This is a genomic window from Terrirhizobium terrae (assembly GCF_030323265.1).
Taxonomy (GTDB): Bacteria; Pseudomonadota; Alphaproteobacteria; order Rhizobiales; family Rhizobiaceae; genus Neorhizobium.
In genome coordinates this window covers 702,175-722,338 of sequence record NZ_CP104990.1, presented here as the reverse complement: position 1 = coordinate 722,338, position 20,164 = coordinate 702,175, and the positions used below count along the sequence as shown (strand labels likewise).

The 20,164-nt window shown below is 61.5% G+C and carries 13 protein-coding genes and 5 pseudogenes; 11 read left to right on the top strand and 7 right to left on the bottom strand.

The features are described 5' to 3' along the window. Nucleotides 1–112 precede the first annotated feature (112 nt). Nucleotides 113–1,438 (top strand): dicarboxylate/amino acid:cation symporter, encoded by a 1,326-nt coding sequence (locus N7E02_RS03405; RefSeq protein ID WP_286578066.1) that lies wholly within the window; start codon nt 113–115, stop codon nt 1,436–1,438. Between the two features lie 81 nt (nt 1,439–1,519). On the opposite strand, the gene N7E02_RS03400 is transcribed toward N7E02_RS03405, so the two are convergent. Further along, the gene (locus tag N7E02_RS03400; protein WP_286578065.1) at nt 1,520–2,638 is read right to left on the bottom strand and encodes a mandelate racemase/muconate lactonizing enzyme family protein; all 1,119 of its coding nucleotides are present in this window, start codon (nt 2,636–2,638) and stop codon (nt 1,520–1,522) included. Between the two features lie 26 nt (nt 2,639–2,664). After that, nucleotides 2,665–3,690: a GntR family transcriptional regulator gene (locus N7E02_RS03395; RefSeq protein ID WP_286578064.1), complete on the bottom strand. Its 1,026-nt coding sequence runs from the start codon at nt 3,688–3,690 to the stop codon at nt 2,665–2,667. Nucleotides 3,691–3,804: 114 nt separating this feature from the next. On the opposite strand from N7E02_RS03395, the pseudogene N7E02_RS29385 reads away from it, so the two are divergent. The 10 genes and pseudogenes from N7E02_RS29385 (at nt 3,805) to N7E02_RS03335 (ending at nt 15,034) form a co-directional block, all read left to right on the top strand. Next, nucleotides 3,805–4,865: pseudogene (locus N7E02_RS29385) on the top strand (Ldh family oxidoreductase). Between the two features lie 86 nt (nt 4,866–4,951). Next, nucleotides 4,952–5,665, top strand: coding sequence for a FadR/GntR family transcriptional regulator (locus N7E02_RS03375; RefSeq protein ID WP_286578061.1), 714 nt, complete (start codon nt 4,952–4,954; stop codon nt 5,663–5,665). A 62-nt stretch (nt 5,666–5,727) separates the two neighbouring features. Continuing rightward, complete coding sequence (locus tag N7E02_RS03370; RefSeq protein ID WP_286578060.1) at nt 5,728–6,702, top strand: sialic acid TRAP transporter substrate-binding protein SiaP; 975 nt, start codon at nt 5,728–5,730, stop codon at nt 6,700–6,702. A gap of 59 nt (nt 6,703–6,761) precedes the next feature. After that, on the top strand, nt 6,762–7,337 hold the full coding sequence (locus N7E02_RS03365; RefSeq protein ID WP_286578059.1) for a TRAP transporter small permease: 576 nt from the start codon (nt 6,762–6,764) through the stop codon (nt 7,335–7,337). 3 nt (nt 7,338–7,340) lie between these two features. Then, nucleotides 7,341–8,747: a TRAP transporter large permease gene (locus tag N7E02_RS03360; RefSeq protein ID WP_286578058.1), complete on the top strand. Its 1,407-nt coding sequence runs from the start codon at nt 7,341–7,343 to the stop codon at nt 8,745–8,747. Between the two features lie 59 nt (nt 8,748–8,806). After that, nucleotides 8,807–9,844 (top strand): L-idonate 5-dehydrogenase, encoded by a 1,038-nt coding sequence (locus N7E02_RS03355; RefSeq protein WP_286578057.1) that lies wholly within the window; start codon nt 8,807–8,809, stop codon nt 9,842–9,844. Nucleotides 9,845–9,860: 16 nt separating this feature from the next. Beyond that, a complete protein-coding gene (gene uxuA, locus N7E02_RS03350) occupies nt 9,861–11,060 on the top strand; it encodes a mannonate dehydratase (RefSeq protein ID WP_286578056.1) in 1,200 nt (399 codons plus the stop codon). Further along, nucleotides 11,057–12,463, top strand: a complete 1,407-nt coding sequence (locus tag N7E02_RS03345; protein WP_286578055.1) for a mannitol dehydrogenase family protein — start codon at nt 11,057–11,059, stop codon at nt 12,461–12,463. Before uxuA ends, N7E02_RS03345 begins: the two co-directional genes overlap by 4 nt. 37 nt (nt 12,464–12,500) lie before the next feature. Beyond that, on the top strand, nt 12,501–13,511 hold the full coding sequence (locus N7E02_RS03340; RefSeq protein ID WP_286578054.1) for a zinc-binding alcohol dehydrogenase family protein: 1,011 nt from the start codon (nt 12,501–12,503) through the stop codon (nt 13,509–13,511). Nucleotide 13,512: 1 nt separating this feature from the next. Further along, nucleotides 13,513–15,034: pseudogene (locus N7E02_RS03335) on the top strand (UxaA family hydrolase). Nucleotides 15,035–15,148: 114 nt separating this feature from the next. Here N7E02_RS03335 and N7E02_RS03330 read toward each other — a convergent pair. From N7E02_RS03330 to N7E02_RS03310, 5 genes and pseudogenes are all read right to left on the bottom strand, one after another. After that, nucleotides 15,149–16,437: pseudogene (locus tag N7E02_RS03330) on the bottom strand (L-fuconate dehydratase). Nucleotides 16,438–16,510: 73 nt separating this feature from the next. Then, nucleotides 16,511–17,356, bottom strand: coding sequence for a fumarylacetoacetate hydrolase family protein (locus tag N7E02_RS03325; RefSeq protein ID WP_286578053.1), 846 nt, complete (start codon nt 17,354–17,356; stop codon nt 16,511–16,513). Between the two features lie 44 nt (nt 17,357–17,400). Then, nucleotides 17,401–18,134: pseudogene (locus tag N7E02_RS03320) on the bottom strand (SDR family oxidoreductase). Nucleotides 18,135–18,278: 144 nt separating this feature from the next. After that, nucleotides 18,279–19,091 carry an amidohydrolase family protein gene (locus tag N7E02_RS03315; RefSeq protein ID WP_286578052.1) on the bottom strand — a complete coding sequence of 271 codons (813 nt, stop codon included), beginning with the start codon at nt 19,089–19,091 and terminating at the stop codon, nt 18,279–18,281. A gap of 4 nt (nt 19,092–19,095) precedes the next feature. After that, nucleotides 19,096–20,102 (bottom strand): annotated as a pseudogene (locus N7E02_RS03310) (aldo/keto reductase). Nucleotides 20,103–20,164 lie beyond the last annotated feature (62 nt).

The window sequence follows — 20,164 nt, the reverse complement described above, 5'->3', positions numbered from 1 at the left end:
ATCAAGACTTTATGACGCAGACTCCAAACTGGCACGCCGCTTGCTGCCGATCTCCTGACATCAATGCGCCCGGGAAGAGCCAATAGTTGGTTGTGGCGCGATGGAGGACCTAATGATTGAAGTACCCGCATCCACGCAGCCGCGTGCACCCCTGCCATTCTACCGCCACCTGTATGTTCAGGTTATTGCCGCCATCGTCGCCGGCATGCTGATCGGCCACTACTGGCCTGATTTCGGCGCCAGCCTGAAGCCGCTCGGTGACGCCTTCATCCGGCTCGTCAAGATGATCATCGCGCCGGTGATCTTCCTCACGGTCGCCACCGGCATTGCCGGTATGTCGGACCTGAAGAAGGTCGGCCGCGTCGCCGGTAAGGCAATGATCTACTTCCTGGCGTTTTCGACTCTGGCACTGATCGTCGGCCTGATCGTCGGCAATCTGCTGCAGCCTGGCGCCGGCATGAACATCGACCCGGCCACGCTCGACGGCAAGGCCGTCGCGACATATGCCACCAAGGCGCATGAGACGACGATTACCGGCTTCCTGATGAACATCATTCCGGAAACCATCGTCGGTGCGTTTGCCCAGGGCGACATCCTGCAGGTCCTGTTCTTCTCGGTCCTGTTCGGTATCGCGCTCGGCATGGTCGGCGAAAAGGGCAAGCCGGTCACGGATTTCCTGACCGCGCTTACCGCCCCGGTATTCCGCCTCGTCGCCATCCTGATGAAGGCTGCCCCGATCGGCGCCTTCGGTGCCATGGCATTCACCATCGGCAAGTACGGCATCGGCTCGGTCGCAAACCTCGCCTTCCTCATCCTCACCTTCTACATTACGGCTGTGCTCTTCGTCGTCGTGGTTCTCGGTGCGGTGGCGAAGTATAACGGCTTCTCGATCTTCGCTCTGCTGCGGTACATCAAGGAAGAGCTGTTGCTCGTTCTCGGCACATCCTCTTCGGAAGCCGCCCTGCCGAACTTGATGCAGAAGATGGAACGTGCCGGCTGCAAGCGCTCGGTTGTTGGTCTGGTCATCCCGACCGGCTACTCGTTCAACCTCGACGGCACCAACATCTACATGACGCTGGCGGCACTGTTCATTGCCCAGGCAACCGGCATCGATCTGTCGCTCACCGACCAGATCCTGCTGCTGCTCGTCGCAATGCTCTCTTCCAAGGGTGCAGCAGGCATTACCGGTGCGGGCTTCATCACGCTGGCCGCGACGCTCTCCGTCGTTCCCTCGGTTCCGGTTGCCGGCATGGCGCTGATCCTCGGCATCGACCGCTTCATGTCGGAATGCCGCGCGCTGACCAACCTCGTCGGCAACGCGGTCGCCACGATCGTCGTTGCCCGCTGGGAAGGCGAGCTCGACAAGGATATGCTGGACACTGCCCTTGCCGGTGGCTCCACCGACAATGCAACGGGCCGTCTTCAGCCCGCAGAATAAGCCTCCCAAGGCAAATGCGGGGCAGCAATGTCCCGCCTCGATCTGCCGCCTCCGGGCGGCAGATCTGTTTTCAGCGCTCCGTCAGGCGAGGCTCTTGCCAAAACGGGCATAACTTTCAGCCAGAACTGTCGTCCCGGCGCCCGGTTTTTGCGGGCGCTTGTAAACACCGCCGACGACATCCGCCGGTTCCTCGAAATGGTCCTTGATCCAGGGGATATACTCGAGAATCGTAGAGGCCGGATGCCAGTAGCTCAGATGCACATGAACCTGGCTCATCTCGCCCGCATGGGGCACGACCGGGAGGCGATGCGCCAGCGCCAGATCGGCCACCTGGATGAATTCCGTGATCCCGCCGAGCCGCGTGACGTCCGGCTGGACATAGGCGACTGCGCCGGCGCTGATGAATGACCGGAACGCGTCGACCGTATAAAGCTGCTCACCAAGCGCCACGGGAATGGTCGATGAGCGCGCCAGAAGCCGATGGCTCTCTACATCGTCATACCACAGGGGTTCTTCGAACCAGTAGATATCGAGGCCGCGGGACTGCTCGCAGAATCGCTGGCAGGTGGGTAGATCCCATTTTCCGTTGCCGTCGATGGCGATACGCACATCCGGACCAAGCCGCTTGCGAACCGCCTCCAGCCTGCGCACGTCGACATTCGGATCATCATGCCCAACCTTCAGCTTGATCCGGGTAAAGCCATCCTCTTCCACCGCACGGGCGGAACCGGACAAGAGATCGTCCAACGAGAAGGACAGCCAGCCGATATCGGTATTGTAGGCCTCCAGCCGGTCGGTTCTTGCGCCGCCGAGATAGGCCCAAAGCGGCAGCCCGGCCTTCTTGCTCTTCAAATCCCATATCGCCACATCGACCGCGGCTAGCGCCAGTTGCGTAATTCCGGCCCGGCCGACCCATTGCAGGGATGGATAACGGGCAAGCTTCGTCCAAAGCCGCTGATGGTCATTGGCATCCTCGCCGATCAATAGCGGCGCATAGCAGTCCCGGATACAGGCGGTGATCAGCCGATCGGACGGCAGATGTGCGTGGGTTCCAGTAAAGCCGTATCCGGTCAGCCCATCTGTCGTGGTAATCACCACCCCGACCACGCCCCAATGGGTGATGCTGTGCGTCGAATCCGAAATCGAATCTGAAGTCAGCGGCAGATGCAGGATGAACGGTTCCAGCGATTTGATCTTCATATTGGCTCCTCCCAATAATCGTTGGTTCAAATGAATTCGACGTCGCGCAGGCGCTCCAGATAGGGGATATCCGGCAGCGAAAGGCCGCGCGCTGCCCGGGCGATGCGCAGCATGGCTCGCTCCCGCGAGATTTTGAGATGGTCCACCAACGCGTCCCGTGCATCGGCGATCCTGCCGGCCATCAGACGCTCGAACACGTCAAGATGCTCGATCAGAAACGGTTCTTCGGTGATGGACGGTGATTTCGGTTGGTAGAGGCGGTGGTGCGCGACGAGGACTGCCTGCGGCAGGCTGATCGCCTGCATCAGGGGTGGATTATCGCAATATCCCAGCAGCTCGCTGTGAAGCTGGTGCTCTATCCGGTCCAACGTCTCGCCATCCGCCCCTTCGCCGGCTCGAATGGCCTTTTCCAGGTCCGCCAGCAGATGCGACAACAAATCGTCCGGCAGTCGGGGAAAAGCCTGCGCGAGGGCAAGCGGCTCCAGCGTCCAGCGCAGTTCATAGAGCTGATTGACATGCGTGGTCGTCAGTGCTGGGACATGCCAGCGCCCGTTGTCATCCTTGCCAACGATGCCGCGTTGCTGAAGCCTTGCCACGACCTCGCGCGCGACCGTTCGGCTAACCCCAAAGGATTTGGCGAGCGCTGCCTCGTTGAGCCGCCAGCTGGCAATCGACGTGCGCGAGACGATGTCCATCTCCACCTGCCGATAGATCAGCTCCCAGCTCGCCAAGAAGTGTAGTCGAACATCATCTGAATGGATTGCCTCACATGGCGGCGTATCGCATTTCTCCGCACCGATCCCATCGATGCCCGTCACTATGCTATAGCCCCTGCCCTCACGTTTGCGGACCAACCCCATGGCCTCAAGCTCGACAAGCGCCTGACGCGCTGGTGCGCGGCTGATACCGAAGCGAGCCGCGACCGTTGTCTCGTTGAGCCTTGCTGCATCAGGCCATCTTCCGCTCCGAATCTCGGATGCCATCACCTCAAGCGCCCGCTGATAGAGCCGCGGCGAGCGCCCGGCGGCAATGCCGTCCGTCCCATCACCCATGCCTGCTCCTCCTCAGCTCAGCGAAATTCGTCCACCCGTCGTCAGATCATTCATTTGCATCTGTCGAAATCAATGTCTAGTGTACACAAAAGACATTAATGGGCAGGGAGCAGCATGGACGTCATTCAGCAGAAGGTATCGCTCGTTGATCTCGACCGGTTCTGCCGCGAGGTTCTGACGGGATGCGGAGCCGACCAGGCGACCTCCGACGCGACGACGCGGGCACTCATGCATGCGACACGCTGTGGGGTGGACAGCCACGGCGTCCGCTTGCTCGATCACTATGTCAGGGCGCTGGAGGGCGGCCGGCTCAACAAGACGCCCAATGTTAAAAAGACTTCAGGCTTCTGGCGCCGTCGAGACGCTGGACGCGGATCATGCGCAAGGCGCAGTCGGCGGCTATGCAGCGATGGAAAGAGCCATCGAGCTTGCTCGTCAATTTGGGATAGCCGCCGTCGGCATTCGCAACGGCTCGCATTTCGGTGCGGCAGGCGCCTATTCGATCGAAGCGGCGAAACAGGGATTGATCGGCCTCTCCTTCTGCAATTCGGACAGTTTCGTGCGCCTGCATGACGGCGCTACTCGCTTCCACGGTACGAATCCGATTTCCATGGCCGTGCCGATAGCCGGCGAGGCCCCGTGGCTGCTCGATATGGCGACCAGCGCCGTGCCCTTCAATCGTGTCATGCTTTACCGCAGCACCAGCACCACATTGCCGGAAGGTGTCGCATCCAATGATGCTGGCATCGATACGACCGACCCGCAGATCGCGGAGATGCTGGCGCCTCGTCGGCGCGGCCTTTGGTTTCAAAGGGGCGGCTCTGGCGGGCATAGCCGAGATTTTCAGCGCCGTGCTGACCGGCATGCGCCTGAGCTTCGACATCCCGCCGATGGGCGGTGAGGACATGAAAACACCGCGGCAGCTCGGCGCCTTCGTGATGGCCATCATGCCCGAAGCCTTTGGCGACCGCGCAACCTTTGAGGCCGGGATGAAGCGCTATGTGGAGACACTGCGCGCATCCCCCGCCCGCGACGGCGCGGACGTCATGGCGCCAGGTGATCGGGAATGGCAGGTCGCCCGCCACCGCGAAGCCCACGGCGTCGAGCTGGATCCGGTGACGCGAGAGGCCTTCGGGGTTCTTGCCAAGACCTATAGCGTGAAACCGCTCCTATAAAATTCCAATAGCCGCTTGACGGATAAAAATTGGTAAGACAATCTGACCAGATGGCATCTGGAGGAGAATGATGCCGGGAGGGCTTCATGTTTGTCGCGCTTGAGCCACGCAGGCTTTATCGCCAGGCTGCAGAACAGTTGCGTAGTCTGATCCAATCGGGAGAGATCCCGGTCGGTGAACGGCTGCCGGCCGAGCGGGATCTGGCCGAGCGTCTTGGCGTTTCACGCCCGACAGTGCGGGAAGCTCTGATCGTGCTGGAGGTCGAAGGGTTGGTGCAGATCCGCATGGGCTCCGGCGTCTACGTCAACAGCAGGGCCACCGATGCAAGCCAGGTTCTTGCCGCCGATGACAGCGAGGGACCGTTCGAAATTCTGCAAGCGCGCTGCCTGATAGAAAGCGCTATTGCCGAAGAGGCTGCAAGACGTGTCAACGCAGCCGCCATCGAGCGCATCGACCAGATCCTAGAGGAGATGGAAGGCGCGTTGGGAGATTCTGAGCGGGCGCTCATGCTCGACCGGGCCTTTCATACCGCAATCGCCGATATCATCGGCAATTCGGCGCTCAACGTGTTCACAGGGTTGATCTACGACAAGCGCTCCTCGCCCTTCTTCGAAAAGCTCGCAAGCTATTTCGAGGGCCCGCATACGTGGCGGGCAGCGCTTGAGGAACACAGGGTCATACGGGATGCGCTGGCGGCGGGAGACCCGGCAGCATCGCGCGAGGCCATGCGAATGCATCTGACGCAGTCGCAGAAGAGATTCTCGGAAAGCTTCGGGGAGGAGCCGACGAGAGAGGAGTGATCGCGACCGCTCGGGAGGCGGCCGATCAAGGGAGCAATCTGAACGTAATTCGGGAGGAGAGAATGAGTTCAAGATTTAATATGCTGCTCGGCGCAGCAGCCGTCGTCATGGCGTCGGCATTGTCCGCGCATGCGCAGGAAACGCTGAAATGGGCGCATGTCTACGAGACATCCGAACCATTCCATACGGAATCGGTCTGGGCGGCTCAAGAAATCGCCAAGCGCACCAACAACCGCTACAAGATCGATGTCTATCCGGCATCGCAGCTCGGCAAGGAAGCCGACATCAACCAGGGCCTGAAGCTCGGCACGGTCGATATGATCATCTCGGGTTCGAGCTTCGCGGCCCGTGACTACAAGCCGATCGGCGTCACCTATTTCCCCTATATCTTCCGCGATCCGAGCCATCTGATCGCCTATACCAAGAGCGACGTCTTCAAGCGCCTTGCAAAGGGCTATGAGGACAAGACCGGCAATGTGATCACCGCCGTCAGCTATTACGGCACGCGTCACACGACATCGAACACCGACATCACCAAATGCGCCGATCTCAAGGGCGTGAAGATGCGGGTGCCGGACGTTCCGGCCTATCTCGCCATGCCACGCGCCTGCGGCGCCAACACGACGCCGATTGCATTCGCCGAAGTCTATCTGGCACTGCAGAACGGCACCGTCGACGCCCAGGAAAATCCGCTGACGACGATCGAAGCGAAGAAATTCTTCGAAGTGCAGAAGAATATCGTTCTCTCCGGCCATATCGTCGATCACCTGAACACGGTCGTTTCCAAGAGCCGTTGGGCGAGCCTCTCTGACGAAGACAAGCAGATCTTCCGCGAAGTCATGCAGGAAGCCGCGGCCAAGACGACGAAGATCATCGAGGAGCGTGAAAAGTCACTCGTCGACGACTTCAAGAAGCGCGGCCTCAACGTCGTCGAAGTCGACAAGGCCGACTTTGAGAAGAACGTGCTCGAAAAGGTGACCTTCGAAGAGTTCGGCTACGACAAGGCCGACTGGGAAGCGATCCGCGCCATCAAGTGATCCCGTTCGGCGCGGTTTGAATAGAAGCCGCGCCGGCTTCTCATGAATGGGACAAGCTCATGACGACAATCCAAGAGGTTCATACTCAGGTCACGCCTGAGGAACTCGCGCATACCTTCGACGAAGCACCTGTCGATGTCGATCTGAAGGCCTATGCCTTCGAGGACTGGATCACGCTGGCGCTGTTCTGGCTGATGACGGGCTGCGTCTTCCTGCAGTTCTTCACCCGCTATGTCCTGAACGACAGCTATGCCTGGACGGAGGAGATTGCGGTCAACTGTTTGATCGGCGTCGTGTTTCTGGGTGCCGTCATGTGCGTGCGCATGTCGCGTCATATCCAGGTCGACGTGCTCTATCATTATCTGCCGGCCCATGTGACACGGGTCATGGCAACCATCGTCGACATCATCCGCATTGGTTTCTTCGCCTACGGCTCCTGGCTGATGTGGCGCTATATGGAGATCGTCGCCGGCGAAGAGATGGTGACCGTCGCCCTGCCGCGTGGGATCGTCTTCTATTCGGTTCTGGCGGCCTTCGTGCTGATGCTGTTCCGCTCCATCCAGGTATTCATCGCCAACATGCGCCGTGGCTATTCGGTGCTGGAACGGCCCGAAGCCTTCCAGAGCGAGGGCTGAGCCATGCTGCTTCTGATCGGATCCTTTCTGCTTTTGATGATCATCGGCGTACCCGTTGCCATCTCGATGGCCACCTCGTCGCTCGCCTATATCGTCTTCTATGGCGTGGCACCGGATATCATCGCCGCGCAACGCCTGATCGCCGGCGTCGAGAGCTTCCCGCTGCTCGCCGTGCCCTTCTTCATTCTCGCCGGCAACCTGATGAACATCGCCGGAGTGACCGGCCGCATCTATTCCTTCGCCGTCGCCCTCGTCGGCTGGATGAAGGGCGGGCTTGCGCAGGTCAACATCATCGGCTCGGTGGTCTTTTCCGGCATGTCCGGCACGGCCCTGGCAGACGCGGCCGGCATCGGCACGATCGAGATTAAGGCGATGAAGGATCACGGCTATCCGGTCGAGGCCGCCGTCGGCGTCACGGCCGCATCCGCCACGCTCGGACCGATCTTCCCGCCGTCCTTGCCCTTCGTCATCTATGGCATGATGGCCAATGTCTCGATTGGCGCACTGTTCATGGCCGGCATCGTTCCCGGCGTGGTGATGACCGTCCTTATGATGATTACGGTCGCCGTCTTCGCCTTCATCAAACACTGGGGTTCGGACACGCCTTTCAGCTTCAAGAATCTTTCCGGTGCATCGCTGGAAGTTCTTGTCGTGATGATGGTGCCGCTCGGCATTTATCTGCTGACGTTTTTGGGCCTATCGCTCAACATGGCAGTCGGCATCGCGCTTCTCGTGCTTATCGCAGCCGACTGGTATTTCGACTTCTCGGCGGTGATGGCGCTGATGACGCCGGTGATCCTGATCGGCGGCATGACGATGGGCTGGTTCACACCGACGGAAGCCGCGGTCGCCGCTGTTCTGTGGTCGCTGTTTCTCGGGTTGGTGCGCTACCGCACCATGACCTTCCGGACGCTGGCCAAGGCGACGATGGACACGATCGAGACCACCGCTTCGGTGCTCTTCATTGTTGCCGCTGCTTCTGTCTTCGCCTGGCTCTTGACCGTCAGCCAGACGGCGCAACTGCTGTCGACGGCGATCACCAGCCTCACGGACAGCAAATGGGTCTTCCTGATCCTCGTGAACCTGCTGATGTTGTTCGTCGGCTGCTTCCTCGACACGATCGCTGCGATCACCATCCTCGTGCCGATCCTGTTGCCGCTGGTGCTGCAATTCGACATCGATCCGGTGCATTTCGGACTAATCATGACCTTGAACCTGATGATCGGGCTGCTGCATCCGCCGCTCGGCATGGTGCTCTTCGTGCTCTCGCGCGTCGCCAAACTCTCGGTCGAACGCACGACCATGGCCATCCTGCCCTGGCTGGTGCCGCTCTTTATCGCGCTGATCATCATCACCTTCGTCCCGGCCGTCACACTGTGGCTGCCGACGGAGATGGGTCTGATCCGCTGACAAGAACCGCCTGCGCCGGCGACCGGCGCAGGCCCTCATTCCAATCGAAGGCATGAACCATGTTGACGAAGATCGTTCGTCTCTACGGCAAGCAGGACCTCAAGGTCGAGACACAGGATTGCCCCGAACCCGCCGCGGGCGAAGTCCGGTTGAAAATGGCCTGGGGCGGCATATGCGGCTCGGACCTTCACTATTTCCAGGATGGCGGCTTCGGTCCGGTCCGGGTGCGCGAACCGATTATCAGCGGGCACGAGGCTTCGGGATTTGTCGAGGCGATTGGCCCGGGCGTCACACGGCTGAAACCCGGCATGCTGGTCGCCGTCAGCCCGTCGCAGCCCTGCGGGATCTGCGACTATTGCAGCATTGGCCAGCCGATACATTGCCTCGACATGAAATTCATGGGATCGGCCATGCGCCTGCCCCATGAGCAGGGCATGTTCCGCGAACATCTTATCGTTCCCGCCATCCAGTGCTTCCCAGTTGAGGGCGAGGTATCGGCAGCCGAGGCCGCCTGCGCGGAGCCTCTGGCCGTCTGCCTTCACGCGGTGGCCCAGGCCGGTGATCTGTCAGGCAATAACGTATTGGTCACCGGTGCGGGGCCGATCGGCCTACTTGTCGTCGCAGCCGCCCGTCATGCGGGTGCCGGCAGGATTACCGTCACGGATCTCGCCGATGCAGCCCTTTCCCGCGCACCTGCAATGGGGGCAAACGAGACGATCAATGTCTCGAAACCCGATGCTCTTGCGCCCTACCAGAAGGACAAGGGCAAATTCGACGTGGTGTTCGAATGCTCGGCCGCCGGCCCGGCAGTCGTCTCGGCGTTCCAAAGCGTGAAACCGCGCGGCACGATCGTGCAGGTCGGCGTCACCGGCGAAGTGTCGATCCCGCTCAACATTCTGGTCGGCAAGGAGATCGTCTGGCGCGGCTCGCAGCGTTTTCACGAGGAATTTTCCCGCGCGGTCGAGCTGATCGGCAGCCGCGCGATCGATGTCCGCCCGATCCTTTCCCACACATTCCCGATCGACGAGGCCCTCCAGGCCTTCCTGCAGGCTGGTGACCGCACCGCCGCCTGCAAGGTCCAGATCGCACTCGGCTAAAGCTCAAGGAAGATACATGCGACACACATGGCGATGGTTCGGACCGGTGGACAAGGTGAGTGTCAGGGACGCCGCGCAGGCGGGTGCCGAGGCCATCGTCAGCGCGCTCCATCATATCCCGACCGGAGCGGTCTGGCCGGCCGATGAAATCGAGAAGCGCCATCAAGCGATCCGCGATGGCGGCCTGTTCTGGGATGTGGTCGAAAGCGTGCCGGTGTCGGAAGACATCAAGACCCAGACCGGGGATTGGCACGGTCATGTGAAGAACTGGCAGGAGACCCTGCGTCGCCTCTCCGCCTCCGGCATCAAGACCGTCTGCTACAATTTCATGCCGGTCCTCGACTGGACGCGCACCGATCTGCGCTGGGAGACAAAACACGGCGCCAGGGCAATGCGTTTCGATCTCGTAGACTTCATCGCCTTCGACATCCATATCCTCAAGCGGCCTGGCGCGGCGAACGAGTATCCGGAAGCCCTACAGGACGAAGCCGGAAGACGTTTTTCGACCATGGATGACGGCCGGATCACGTCACTTGGCAGGAATATCGGAGCCGGACTGCCCGGCTCGGCGGATGGTTACACGCTGGCTCAGCTCCTCGAAAAACTCAGGACCTATCAGGGCATCAATCGCGACAGGCTGCAGTCCCATCTCGTCGACTTCCTTTCCGAGGTAACACCCGTGGCTGAAGAGGTCGGCATCAACATATGCGCCCATCCGGACGATCCGCCATGGCCGCTTCTCGGCCTGCCTCGCATTCTTTCGACCGAAGCCGACTATGCGCACATGCTCGGCCAGGTGGACAGCCGTGCCAATGGCGTGACGCTCTGCTCAGGCTCGCTCGGTGCGCGCGCTGACAACGACCTGCCGGCGATCGCCACCCGCTTTGCCGATCGCATCCATTTCGTCCATCTGCGCAATGTCACCCGCGACGACGACAGCCTGCCCTGCTCCTTCTTCGAAGACGAGCATCTGGAAGGCGGTACCGACATGGTGGCGGTGATCGCTGCCCTGCTGACCGAAGAGAAACGCCGTAAGGCCGAAGGCCGGGAAGATCACCAGATCCCGATGCGCCCCGACCATGGCCAGGAAATTCTCGACGACCTCACACGAGGTGCTCAGCCCGGATATCCAGCGATTGGGCGATTGAAGGGGCTGGCGGAGTTGCGCGGCATCGAGCGGGCGCTTGGCCATAGCCAATACGGGCTAAGTCGATGACACAGCGTCTTTCACCCGCAGCAGCGCTCCCGCCATCGGTCAGGCAACCCGGCTTCGATCGGAACGAGCTCCGACCCGGCATCCTGCATTTCGGTCTCGGCGCCTTCCATCGCGCCCATCAGGGAATCTATACGCTGCGCGCTTTGCAGAGCGAGTTCGGCCCTTGGGGTATTGTTGCCGTCAACCTCCGTTCTCCCGAACCGGTCGACGCACTGGCCGCGCAGGACGGGCTCTACTCCATCACCGTGCGCGACAGCGACGGCGACACGAGCGAGGTGGTCGGTGCAACGGTAGACTGGCTCTGCGCCGCCACCGACCGGGACCGCGTGCTCGCCTATCTCGCCAGCCCCTATATCCATGTTGTAACCCTGACCGTGTCCGAAAAGGCTTATGGCCTGCATCCATCGACAGGCGGGCTAGATGAGGCGCATCCGGCTATCGCCAATGACCTCGAAAACCTCGACGCGCCGGTCGGTGCCGTCGGGTATCTCGTTGCCGGTCTTGCCGCCCGACGCGAAAAGGGTATGCGCCCTTTCACCGTGCTCTGCTGCGACAACCTTCCGTCCAATGGCAAGGTGGTGCGGCGGCTCGTGCTGGAGATGGCCGAGCGGCGCGATCCGAAGCTCGCCCAGTGGATCCGCGAGGAAGTGACCTTCCCATCCTCCATGGTCGATCGCATCGTGCCTGCCGCCACCGATGACACCCGCATTCGGGCAAGGAACATGCTCGGCGTCGAGGATACGCTCGCACTCGATACCGAACCTTTCATGCAATGGGTGATCGAGGACGAATTCGTCTCCGGACGCCCTAAATGGGAGGCAGGCGGTGCGCTGTTCGTGAAGAATGTCGCACCCTACGAGAAGATGAAGCTGAGGCTGCTCAACGGCTCGCACACGATGATCGCCCATCTCGGCCTGCTGCGAGGATTGGAATGCGTGCGCGACGTCATGGCCGTGCCGGAATTCGTGGCGATGACCAGGGATCATATGCAGGCGGCTGCCGCGACGCTCGACCCCGTCCCCGGCATCGATCTCGATCGCTACATGAACCAGCTGATCGAGCGCTTCAGCAATCGCGCCATTGCCCATCGCAACATCCAGATCGCCATGGATTCCAGCCAGAAGCTGCCGCAACGCATCTTCTCCCCCGCCATGGAGGCACTGGTAGCAGGATCGGATGGCGCAAGCTTCGCCCGTGTCGTCGGCCTGTGGATCGCGAGCCTGATCCGCTTCGATGATTGCAACGATCCCCGCCGCGACGAACTGCTGAGGGCAGCGCGTGCCACGGAACGACAGGATTACACCGCGGCATTCGTCGGGATCGACGGTCTTATTCCGCTACCGCTCGCGCAGTCGCGCCCATGGCGCGATCTCGTCAACAAGGAAGTGGCGAAATGGCTTTGAGACCCGCCGCACACATCACAATCTGCAGGAGTTCATCATGAAGGCGCTCGTCTGTATCGAGCCCGGTCGTCTGGCGCTGGAGGATCGCCCGGATCCTGTTCGCGGCGAAGGCGAGGTCAAGGTCCGCATCCGGCATGTCGGCATCTGCGGCACCGATTTTCACATCTTTGCCGGCAAGCATCCTTTCCTCGAATATCCCCGGGTCATGGGACATGAGCTTTCGGGCACGGTTGAAGAGGCACCGGCAGGCAGCAGGCTCAAGGCGGGCGAGCCGGTCTATATCGTGCCCTATCTCTCCTGCGGCACCTGCCAGGCGTGCAGGCGTGGCCTGACCAATGCCTGCCGCAATATCGCGGTGCTCGGCGTCCACAGTGATGGCGGCATGGGGACCTATGTCTGCGTGCCGGAAGGCAATGTTGTTCCGACCGGTAACATTCCGCTGGAAGACGCTGCAATGATCGAGTTCCTGGCGATCGGCGCCCACGGGGTCAAACGGGGCGCGGTCACCGCCGAAGATCGCGTGCTTGTTACCGGCTCGGGCCCGATCGGCATGTCGGCGATCATCTTCGCCAAGTCCCGAGGCGCGCATGTGACCGTCATGGACACGCGCGAGGACAGGCTCGCCTTCGCAGTCGACAAGCTCGGCGCTGACGAAACCATTGTTGCCGATGACGAGGCGGAAAAGACGGCCGAGCGACTTACGGCCGGCGAATGGTACGATGTCGTGATTGACGCGACCGGCAACGCCATCCCCATGCAGCGCGGCTTCAACTTCCTCGCCCATGGTGCCCGCTACGTGCTGCTCTCGGTCGTGCGGCAGGACATCACCTTCTCCGACCCGGAATTCCACAAGCGCGAGGCGACGCTGATTGCCAGCCGCAACGCCCAGCCGGATGATTTTGCCGAAGTCGTGCGCCAGATCGAAGCCGGCCGTGTGCCGACCCGGGCGCTCAACACCCACCGCGCGCCACTGGCCGACGCCGTCGAACTCTTTTCTGCCTGGTCGAAGCCGGAAGCCGGCGTGATCAAGGTCATCCTGGAGGTATGAAATGCCTGCGAAAACATTGAGACTGAACGAGCAGGACAATGTCGTCGTCACGATCGCCGACCTGCCGACCGGCTCTCCCGTCGAGGGTGCCATCCTGACGTCGGCGCGGGTTCCGCGCGGCCACAAGGTTGCAAGCCGCGTGATCGCCAAGGGCGAGCCGATCCGCAAATTCGGCCAGGTGATCGGCTTCGCCTCGACCGATATCCAGCCCGGCGAATGGGTTCATGAGAAGAATGTCACCATGGGCGAGGATTTTGCCCGGGACTACGCCTTTGCTTCCGAGGCCGGCCCGGCGGATGCGCTGCGCCAAGGCGAGGTACCCGCCTTCTTCGAAGGCTTCCGCCGCGCCGATGGCCGAGCGGGTACGCGCAACTATATCGGCATCCTCTCCTCGGTGAACTGTTCCGCCACCGTTGTCGACTATGTCGCCGACGAGATCAACCGTTCCGGCATTCTCGACGACTATCCGAATATCGACGGTGTCGTGCCGCTGCCGCATGGCCAGGGCTGTGGCATGGCGGGCAAGGGGAAGCTTTCGACGTGCTGTCCCGCACCCAATGGGGCTATGCGAGCCATCCGAATTTTGGGGCCGTCGTCCTGATCGGGCTCGGCTGCGAGGTGTTCCAGATCCCACGGATGAAGGACACCTACAAAATCGCCGAGGGCGAACACTTCCAATCGCTGACCATCCAGGAGATCGGCGGCACGCGCAAAGCGGTCGAAGCGGGTGTGGCGCGGATCAAGGAAATGCTGCCATTCGTCGCGCGTTCGAAGCGCGAGGCCCTGCCTGCCTCCGAACTCACGCTCGCCTTGCAATGCGGCGGCTCGGACGGATATTCCGGCCTTACCGCCAATCCTGCCCTCGGCGTAGCCGCAGACATGCTGGTGCGGCAGGGCGGCACGAGCATTCTTTCCGAAACGCCTGAGATCTATGGAGCGGAACACCTTCTCACCCGCCGCGCCGAAAGCGTCGAAGTTGGCCAGAAGATCGTCGACCTGATCCACTGGTGGGAAGAATACACGACCCGCAACGGCGGCGAAATGAACAACAACCCCTCCCCCGGCAACAAGGCGGGCGGGTTGACGACGATCCTGGAAAAGTCCTCGGCGCCGTCGCCAAAGGCGGAAATTCCACGCTGCGCGGCGTCTATCGCTATGCCGAGCGGATCGACCGCAAGGGCTTCGTCTATATGGACACTCCCGGCTACGATCCTGTCGCGGCTACCGGCCAGGTCGCCGGCGGAGCCAACATCCTCTGCTTCACCACGGGCCGTGGGTCGGCTTACGGCTGCAAGCCGGTGCCGTCGATCAAGCTTGCCACCAACAACCAGCTCTATGCCCAGATGCCGGAAGACATGGACATCAACTGCGGCGATATCATCGACGGCGTGACGCTGGAGGAGAAGGGCAAGGAGATTTTCGAAACTGTTCTTGCCGTCGCTTCGGGCAAGCCGTCAAAGTCGGAGGAGCTAGGTTATGGGCGCAACGAGTTTGTTCCGTGGCAGATCGGTGCGGTGATGTGAGGGTAAATGCGCACGGCGTTAACCTCGGGCTTGTCCCGAGGATCCAATCACGTCGCAGATTTTGAAAGCTTGCAGGTGCTCGGGACGAGCCCGAGCATGATAACCAAAAGCCGATCACGCCGCCTTCGGCCGTCCAAACTGATAGGCCTCGATCGACTGCGGCTTCATCTCGATCGAAAAGCCCGGCCGTGACGGCGGCATGTAGGCGGCGTCCTGGATCACGCAGGGATCGATGAAATGCTCATGCAGATGGTCGACATATTCGATCACCCGTCCGTCCTTCGTGCCCGACACGGCGATGTAGTCGATCATCGACAGGTGCTGGACGTATTCGCAGAGGCCCACCCCACCCGCATGGGGCCAGACTGCCTTGCCGAACTTGGCGGCTATCAGCAGCACCGCCAGCACCTCGTTCAGCCCGCCCATGCGGCAGGCGTCGATCTGGACGATGTCGATCGCGCCCTCAGCGATGAACTGCTTGAACATGATGCGGTTCTGGCACATTTCGCCGGTCGCCACCTTCACCGGCGCAATCGCCTCGCGGATTTTTTGTGCCCGGCTACATCATCCGGACTGGTCGGCTCTTCGATGAAGAATGGCTTTGCGAAGGACAGCGCCTTAACCCAGTCGATCGCCTGGTCAACGTCCCAGACCTGGTTTGCGTCGATCATTAGATAGCGGTCGGGCCCAATCACCTCGCGGCAAATGGTGAGACGCCGAATATCGTCCTCGAGATCGCGGCCGACCTTCATCTTCACATGATGGAAGCCGGCATCGACCGCCTCCTGCGCCAAGCGGCGCAGCTTGTCGTCGGGATAGCCGAGCCACCCGGCTGAGGTCGTGTAGCAGGCATAACCTTCACGTTCGAGGATTGCGATGCGCTCCGCCTTGCCTGCCTCTGCCTTGCGGAGGATGTCGATCGCCTCCTCACGGGTCAGCGCATCGGTGAGGTAGCGGTAGTCGATGATATCGGCTATCTCTTCCGGCGACATGGTGGCGATGAATTTCCAGACCGGCATGCCCGCCTCCTTGGCGAGCGCATCCCAGAATGCGTTGACGACGGCACCGGTGGCGAGGTGCATCGCCCCCTTGTCCGGCCCGATCCAGCGTAACTGGCTGTCGCCGGTCAGATGCCGCCAGAATTTTCCGGGTGCGGCGCGCATTTCGGAAAGATCTTTGCCGATGACGAGATGGCGCATCGCCTCGATTGCCATGCAGACGATGTCGTTACCGCGGCCGATGGTGAAGGTCAGGCCGTGGCCGGCAATGCCTTCGCGATCGGTTTCGAGAATGACATAGGCTGCCGAATAATCCGGATCGGGGTTCATCGCATCCGACCCGTCGAGGCTTGCCGACGTGGGGAAGCGCAGGTCGAAAACGCGAAGATTGGTGATGCGGGTCATGGCGGCCTCCTCTGCCGGATATGTTCTGGAAATCGGCGCGCCAGCCTCCGAACCGGCGCGCCGATCAACGGACCTAGATATCAGCCTTGAAGGTCTGCTTCTGGGTGCCAAGTCCCTCGATGCCGAGTTCGACGACATCGCCGGCCTTGAGAAAACGCGGCGGCTTCATGCCAAGACCGACGCCTGGAGGCGTGCCGGTTGAAATGATGTCACCCGGATGCAGCGACATGAACTGGCTGAGATACGAGACGAGGAAGGCGACCCCATACACCATGGTCTTGGATGAGCCATTCTGCATGGTCTCGCCATTGACCTTCAGCCACATGCCTAGGTTTTGCGGATCAGCGACTTCGTCCTTAGTGACCAGCCAGGGGCCGATCGGTCCAAACGTGTCGCAGGATTTTCCCTTGGTCCACTGGCCCGAACGCTCCGCCTGGAAGGCCCGCTCCGAGACGTCGTTCGTCAGGCAATAGCCCGCGACATAGTCCAGCGCATCGGCTTCCGAAACATACTTTGCCGTCTTGCCGATAACGACGCCGAGTTCCACCTCCCAGTCGGTCTTTTCAGAACCGCGCGGGATGACGACATCGTCATTCGGGCCGACAATGGCGGAAGATGCCTTCATGAAGATGATCGGCTCCGGCGGCACGGTCGCGCCGGTCTCGGCGGCGTGGTCGGAATAGTTGAGGCCGATGCAGATGAACTTGCCGGTGCCGGCGACGCAGGGGCCGAGACGGGGCGAACCTTCGATGACCGGCAGGCTCGCAACATCGATCGCACCAAGCGTGGCAAGTGCATCGGGGGCGAGCGCGGCACCAGAGAGATCGGCGACATGCGCCGAGAGATCGCGGATCTTGCCGTCGGCGTCGACAATGCCGGGCTTTTCAGCGCCGGGTGCGCCATAACGCAGGAATTTCATGGGTATGTCCTTTCACTTCGAATTTCGGTCTTTTAAGAAACGGCTCAGATGGACCAGCCGCCATCGATACCGACGGCCTGACCTGTCGTGTAGGTAGCGTCGGCGAGATAGACGGCGAGGTCGGCGATCTCTTCCGGCGTGCCGAGCCGGCCCATCGGCTGGCGGGCTATGAAGGCGGCGCGGGCTTCTTCGTAATTGCCCTGGGCGCGCATCCGTTGCTCCAGCGACGGGCTTTCCACCGTTCCCGGGCAGATCGCGTTGCAGCGGATGCCGCGGGTCACATAGTCGGCAGCGATCGCCTTGGTCAGGCCGATCACCGCCGCCTTGGTCGTGCCATAGGCGCAGCGGTTCGGCACCCCTTGGAGCTCGAGGCGATCGAGGCCATGTTGATGATCGTGCCGTCGCCGCGCTCCAACATGCCGGGCAGCACGGCCCTGATGGTGCGCACCATGGCGCGGACATTCAGATCGAAGGCGAAATCGAGGTCGCTTTCGGCCATGTCGAGCACCGTGCCGGCATGAACCACACCGGCGCAGTTGAACAGAACATCGACGCCGCCGACCTTTTCGAAGAAGGCCGAAACCGCGGCATTATCCAGCACGTCGAGGCGCGCGGTCTGAACGTTGGCCGTCCCGTCGAGCGACGATAGCGCCTCTTCGTTGACGTCCGTGGCCCAGACTTTCGCGCCTGCGGCTGCGAAGGCCTGAGCGCTCGCCTTGCCTATTCCCTGACCGGCGGCGGTCACCACGACCACCTTGCCTCCTAGCTTACCTGTCATGTCTGCTCCCTTGTCAGTCGACCCCATTTCAGTCGAGATGGATCCTCATCCATCATCCCCACCATTCCCCATCCGGCGGCCGCGTGAAAGACCTCTCTTCGCAAATGCAGTACGGCAACGTCGCCCATCTCGAATCTCATAACCTCACAGGCGATAGAAGCGCCGGGCATTGTTGCCGAACACCGCTGCGTGATCAGCATCGGGCACGATCTCGCGGCATTGCTTGATCCAGCCGACATAGCTGCCGGCGAGATTGACCACCGGCCAGTCGCTGCCCCAGATCACACGCTCCGCGCCGAACAGCTCAAGGATCGTTTCGACATAGGGCCGAACCGCTTCAGGCTTCTGGTCTCCCGCTTCGGTCAGGAGGCCGGAGAGCTTGCAGCAGACATTACCAAGCCCCGCCAGGCGTTGCATGCCTTGCCGCCACCCCCGATAGTGCCCCTCGGCAATCCGCGGTTTAGCGCCGTGATCAATAACGACGGGCAGATCCGGGTAGAGGCGAGCAAAGGCTTCCAGCGACACCAGATGCGGTTCCAGCACCAGCGCATCGAAGACAAGACCGTGGCCGAGCATGGCCACAATGGCAGCATCGAGCGCGGGATCGTCGATCCAGGTCGGATCGGCGATATCCTGCAGCATCGGCCGGAGGCCCTTCAGCTTGGGGGCTTTGGCCAGTTCAGCAATGACCACCGGCGCATCCGGCGCCTTCATGTCGACCCATCCGATAACGCCGAGAATGGTTTCGCTCTTCTCGGCGAGCCCAAGCATGAAGCGCGTATCTTCGACGCTCGGCAGCGACTGGACGAGAACCGTGCCGCCGACACCGACCGCGTCGATTTCCGGCGCCAGATCGGCAGGCAGGAAATCACGGTGGATCGCCGCGAGTTCCGGCGGTGGCCAGCCGCCGTGCCGGTCCTTCATCAGCCAGAAATGCTGGTGAGCGTCGATGATCATCGCCTCAGCCACCCGTCACCGATGCGTCCGCAGCGATTACGCCCTTGTCTTTCAGGCGAACCCAAAGGAATCTGGGATATCCTGCTCGAACCAGCCGACATTGGCTTTCATCTGCTCGCCGTTACGGGCGCCCGAGACAACGGTGACGACGGCCGGATGCAGCGCTGAAAAGGCAAGCGCCGCTGCCTGCATAGCGACGCCCTCGGCCTCGCAGGCCTCCTCAATCTCCTCCACACGGGCGAGAATATCGGCCGGCGCCTCTGCATAGTTGAACTTGCGATTACCGGCCAGAAGACCCGAATTGAAGGCACCTGCGACGACGATGCCGACGCCTTCGCGGTGACAACGGTCGAGAAGCGGCAGGCTTTCCTGCTCCAGGAGCGTGTAGCGACCCGCGAGCATCGCGACATCGATATCGGTTTCGTCCATTGCATCGGCTATCGCTTGCCACTCGTTGACACCGAGCCCGATCGCCTTGACCAGACCGGAGACACGCAACTCGCCAAGCGCCTTGAACCCGCCGCCCTTCGTCAACTGATCCCAATAGTGCTGGTGAAGGTCGCCATGGTTGGCGCGCCCGATGTCGTGGACGTAGAGGATATCCGGCGAGAACACGCCAAGCCGCTGGCGGCTCGCCTCGAAGGAGCGCATGATCGCATCGTAGCTGTAGTCGTATTTCGGCCGGAAGGGCAGTGGTGAGACGTAAGCGTCCTCTTCCGGTCCAACCGTTTCATCCGGCACCATGATGCGGCCGACCTTGGTGCTGAGCACGTAGTCCTCGCGCAGCTTGTCGGTGACCATGGTGCCAAGCCTGCGCTCCGAGCGGGTATAGCCGTAGAACGGTGCGGTATCGAAATAGCGGATGCCGGCATCCCAGGCCGCGTCGAAGGCGCTGAGCGATTCCTGGTAGCTGGTGACGCGGTAGAGGTTGCCCATCTGGGCGCAGCCGAGCCCCATGAGCGTAAACGAGACGTCGCGGTTGCGCAGTCTGCGCCTGTCTGAAACCTTCATGGTATTCTCAAATCCTGCTCGTCATCGAAAAGAAGCGCGCGGACCTGATGAAGCCCGCGCGC